General features: G+C 41.5%; 4 protein-coding genes and 1 pseudogene. All 5 read left to right on the top strand.

The genetic code is table 11. From position 1 onward, the window contains the following. The first annotated feature begins 431 nt into the window (after positions 1-431). The gene (gene murC, locus PN471_RS11380) at positions 432-1892 is read left to right on the top strand and encodes a UDP-N-acetylmuramate--L-alanine ligase (protein ID WP_271776937.1); all 1461 of its coding nucleotides are present in this window, start codon (positions 432-434) and stop codon (positions 1890-1892) included. 173 nt (positions 1893-2065) lie between these two features. Beyond that, a complete protein-coding gene (murB, locus tag PN471_RS11375; protein ID WP_442867149.1) occupies positions 2066-3064 on the top strand; it encodes a UDP-N-acetylmuramate dehydrogenase in 999 nt (332 codons plus the stop codon). Positions 3065-3293: 229 nt separating this feature from the next. Then, a complete protein-coding gene (locus tag PN471_RS11370; protein ID WP_271776936.1) occupies positions 3294-3641 on the top strand; it encodes a YbaB/EbfC family nucleoid-associated protein in 348 nt (115 codons plus the stop codon). Positions 3642-3854: 213 nt separating this feature from the next. After that, positions 3855-4328, top strand: coding sequence for a low molecular weight protein-tyrosine-phosphatase (locus tag PN471_RS11365; protein ID WP_271776935.1), 474 nt, complete (start codon positions 3855-3857; stop codon positions 4326-4328). Positions 4329-4433: 105 nt separating this feature from the next. Continuing rightward, positions 4434-4547, top strand: a pseudogene (locus tag PN471_RS11360) (Uma2 family endonuclease); the annotation flags it as partial. Between the last annotated feature and the right edge of the window lie 126 nt (positions 4548-4673).

Below are 4673 nucleotides of genomic sequence, written 5' to 3'. Positions count from 1 at the left end.
CCCCCTGCCCCCTGCCCCCTGCCCCCTGCTCCCAATGATGATTTTTATAAATTGCACAATAATTTCACTACCAATGTACTATTGTAGTCAATTCCGACAGAGGCTTTTGATAAGTAATGCAAGTTGCTGTCTCTAAGCCGATGCTACTTAGTGCTAAAACCGTCATAACAAAATGTATTTAAATTTACACAATTTTCTTTCCCGATGTAGCAGAAATTTTCAGAATAATCTTATGAGCAGATTAAAAACAGCAAGAATTTTCTACTGGGGGGTAATCTGGCTCACAGGACAAAACGAAAGTCAAAATTTAATCATTCAGCAGGGATGAATATTTTGGATGGCATAGTTAGGATCTGTAACAATCAAAATCCTGTTATGATACGCGTGTCTTATGTGATTCTGGTGTGGTGTGGTGTAAGAGGTAAATAAAAATGAGTAATTCTATAGATTTTAGTGGCAGACCATTTCATTTCATTGGGATTGGTGGGATTGGAATGTCTGCTTTGGCTTATGTTCTAACTAAACGCCAATTGCCAGTATCCGGTTCAGATTTACGTGCTAACCATATTACGCATAAGTTAGAATCCCTGGGCGCTCACATTTTCAGTAAACAAGAAGCTAACAATTTGGCATTTTTTCTGTCAGAAGTAGCGGCTGATACTGTACCATTAATTTACCCAGAAAAGTTGTCTGCTGTGAAAACCGCTTTACCCCAAGTGATTTGTTCTACAGCTATTAATGCTAATAATTTGGAGTATAAGGCGGCCCTAGAATTAGGTTGCCCCATTTGGCATCGTTCTGATGTTCTCGCGGCTTTGATTGCTGATTATTACAGTATTGCTGTGGCAGGAACTCATGGCAAGACCACTACTAGTAGTATGATTGGTTATATGCTATTGCAAGCTGGGCTTGATCCGACAATTTTGGTCGGTGGTGAAGTTAAGGCTTGGGAAGGTAATGCTAGAATGGGTGCAAGCCGTTATTTAGTAGCAGAGGCAGATGAGTCCGATGGTTCTCTGGTAAAACACGCTCCAGAGATTGGTATTATTACTAATATTGAATTAGATCATCCTGACCACTATGAGACATTAGAAGAGGTGGTTGATACCTTCCAAACCTTTGCTCAAGGTTGCAAAACTTTGGTGGGTAGCATTGATTGTCAGACAGTGCGTGATAGGTTTAAACCAACCATTACCTATAGTCTTTACCCAGATAAAGGTGCTGATTACACCGTTACCAATATAGATTATCGTGCTGATGGCACAACAGCTTTGGTATGGGAAAAGGGTAAAGCTTTGGGTTTGTTAAATTTACAGCTATTGAGTCGTCATAACCTCAGCAATTCTCTAGCAGCAGTAGCTGTGGGTAGAGTTTTGGGATTAGAATTTGGAGAAATTGCCCAAGGTATTGCTACATTTGAAGGTGCAAGACGACGGTTTGAGTTCCGAGGTGAGGCGGCTGGGGTGACTTTTATTGATGATTATGCCCATCATCCTAGTGAAATTCGCGCTACTTTAGCCGCTGCTCGTCTTCAAGCTAGACCGGGACAAAGGGTAGTTGCTATCTTCCAACCTCATCGTTACACGCGGACATTAACGTTTTTAGAAGAGTTTGCTGAGTCTTTTACTCATGCTGATTTAGTTGTGCTGACGGATATTTACAGTGCGGGTGAACCTGATTTAGGACAAGTGAGTGGACAGGATTTAGCTACTGCGATTAGTAAACACAATCCTGAAGTGGTTTATCAACAAACTTTATCTTTGGTTAGTGAGTTTTTACTGCAAACCTTATGTTCGGGGGATTTGGCACTGTTTTTAGGTGCGGGTAACTTAAATCAGGCTATTCCCGAACTGATTACCATGATGAGTGAACCAGCGATCGCCACTTCTTAGGCTAAGAACTGCACTCTAGTAGTATTTTCATCAATTCACTGCCATGGACAAAGATTCACCGATTCAGGAGTAAAACCCTGTTGTCCGCTGAGTTTTACAGTTAATTGATGTCTTCACTATCTTGTCTGTTCCTATAAATAACAAATGTCAAAAATTCACTAATTGAAGTAAAAATGATAACTTCCCAGGGATTTGGCAAAATCTGCGAATTTTCTAATTTCACTCCACAAATGCAAACAAAAGATGATGTGGATAATAGTAAATTAATTTACCTACCAGGGACGAATTGTCCTTTAAAAACCCATACTTCCTTGTCAGCGTTTACTTCTTATCGAGTTGGTGGAGAGGCTGAGTGCTATGTTTCTCCCGATGATTTAGAGGCCTTACAAGTAAGTATTGAGTACGCAAAAGCAAATAATTTAGCAATCACAGTATTGGGTGCTGGTTCTAATTTGTTGGTGAGCGATCGCGGCATACCCGGTCTAGTCATCGCCACTCGGCATCTCCGGTCTAAAAACTTTGACCCAGCCACAGGTCAATTAACTGTATCCGCCGGAGAACCCATCCCCACTCTAGCATGGGACGCAGCCGCTTTAGGATGGGAAGGATTAGAATGGGCTGTGGGTATTCCTGGAACTGTGGGCGGTGCAGTGGTAATGAATGCTGGAGCGCATAGTAGTTGTATCGCAGATATGTTAGTTAGCGCTCAAGTTCTTTCCCCAGATGGAACTCTGGCAACTCTCACCCCAGAGGAATTAGGTTACACATACAGAAGTTCACTTCTCCAAGGTGGTAAGCGAATTGTCACTCAAGCCACCTTCCAACTGCAACCAGGAGCAGATCCAGTGCAAGTGACAGCTAGAACTAGGGAACATAAAAAACACCGACTTAGCACCCAACCTTACAGCTATCCTAGTTGTGGCAGTGTATTTAGAAATCCTAAACCCTATACCGCTGGTTGGTTAATTGAACAAACCGGACTCAAGGGTTATCAATTAGGAGGAGCGCAAGTCGCCCAACTTCATGCTAATTTTATCGTCAATCGGGGAGGAGCTAAAGCCAGTGATATTTTCTCCCTGATTCGTCATGTTCAAAATGAGGTGCAAGAACGCTGGTCAATTTGGCTAGAACCAGAAGTGAAAATGTTAGGTGAGTTTCAAGCAGGTTGTTAAATATAGGCAAGAGGCAAGAGGCAAGAGGCAATAGGCAATAGGCAAGAGTAATTAAATTACCAATGACTAATTACCAATTACCAATTACCAATGACTAATTACCAATGACTAATTACCAATGACTAATTACCAATGACTAATTACCAATTACCAATTACCAATGACTAATGACTCATCGCATCTATAATTGAATTTGATTTCTAAACAATCGTACAGCGGATAACCAGTTATGGCAGAAAAAGGACAGGGATTTGGCTTTGGCTTAGGCAAAATGAAAGAACTAGCCGAAGCATTTAAAAAAGCGCAACAAGTTCAAGAAGGTGCAAAGCGTCTGCAAGAAGAATTGGAGCAAATGGAGATTCTTGGAGAATCTGGTGGTGGACTTGTTAAAGTCGTCGTCAGTGGCAACCAAGAACCCAAACGAGTAGAAATTGCTCCATCTGCTTTAGCAGAAGGTCCAGAAGTGCTTTCTGATTTAGTCACTGCGGCGATGAAAGATGCCTATAAAAAGTCCACCGAAACCATGCGAGAACGGATGGAAGAACTAACCAGTGGACTGGAATTACCTGGAATGTAGTCACTTAATTTTGGATTGACGATTTTGGAGTTTGGATTGACGATAGCGAAGCGTACGCAGCGCAGCGAGTATTGTTCCGTCCTCAAGCATGGAGACTCGTACCAAGTTTTTTATCTAAAATCTAAAATCTAAAATCTAAAATCTAAAATTCCTAGTCAGTGGTCAGTGGTGTAAAATAACTGGCAACTGACACAAAAATTAAATCAAAGTATTATGCCTTATAAGCTGCTGTTTGTCTGTCTTGGTAATATTTGCCGATCGCCATCGGCAGAAAATATTATGAATCATCTGATTGACCAAGCCAGTTTAAATAATACAATTCTTTGCGATTCTGCCGGTACTGCTGGTTATCACATCGGTGCAGCACCAGATCGACGTATGAGCGCCGCAGCAGAGAATAAGTTAGGATTTAAACTCATTGGCCAAGCTCGGCAGTTTCAAATCCGTGACTTTCAAGAGTTTGATTTGATTTTGGCAATGGACAAGAGTAATTATCATGATATCCTCGCTGTTGACCGTTCTGGGCAATATCATTCTAAAGTTAGGTTGATGTGCGATTTTTGCTCTACACACACCCTCAAGGAAGTTCCAGACCCCTATTATGGCGGAGTTGAAGGCTTTAATCATGTGATTGATTTACTGATGGATGCCTGTGAAGGGTTGCTAAAACATATCACCCAGAAGTAATCAGAAATATCATCATCCCCAGATCCCCGAATTCTCAAAGAAGTCAGGGATCTAATCTAATATCTAATATATTTAAACTATATCTAGTCAAGCTCAAAAGCCGCCATGCAAAGTACAGAAACAAATCTACAATTGCGCTTGTGGACTGTGGAAGAATATCACCGCATGAATGAAGCGGGTATTTTTGCACCAGATGAACGGGTAGAACTCTTAGAGGGTGTTTGAAAAGTCTAATTTATTACTTGCAAGGGCGACTAGAAGTCGCAGCTACACAGACGAAACCCACCTTCGTGGGTTCAAAAGCCTTGATTTTTCGTTAGTCCACGCAGGTGGACTTTGTTTGTG

Origin of the sequence: Aphanizomenon sp. CS-733/32 (assembly GCF_028330045.1) — a bacterium.
GTDB classification, from domain to species: domain Bacteria; phylum Cyanobacteriota; class Cyanobacteriia; order Cyanobacteriales; family Nostocaceae; genus Dolichospermum; species Dolichospermum gracile.
The sequence above is the reverse complement of the archived record's forward strand: the minus strand, read 5'-3'. Positions and strand labels throughout refer to the sequence as shown.

What these genes read in the sequence shown, in the direction of transcription:
- PN471_RS11370 (WP_271776936.1), top strand. Translation starts at nt 3,294, where the DNA reads ATGGCAGAAAAAGGACAGGGATTTGGCTTTGGCTTAGGCAAAATGAAA.
- PN471_RS11365 (WP_271776935.1), top strand. Translation starts at nt 3,855, where the DNA reads ATGCCTTATAAGCTGCTGTTTGTCTGTCTTGGTAATATTTGCCGATCG.
- murB (WP_442867149.1), top strand. Translation starts at nt 2,066, where the DNA reads ATGATAACTTCCCAGGGATTTGGCAAAATCTGCGAATTTTCTAATTTC.
- murC (WP_271776937.1), top strand. Translation starts at nt 432, where the DNA reads ATGAGTAATTCTATAGATTTTAGTGGCAGACCATTTCATTTCATTGGG.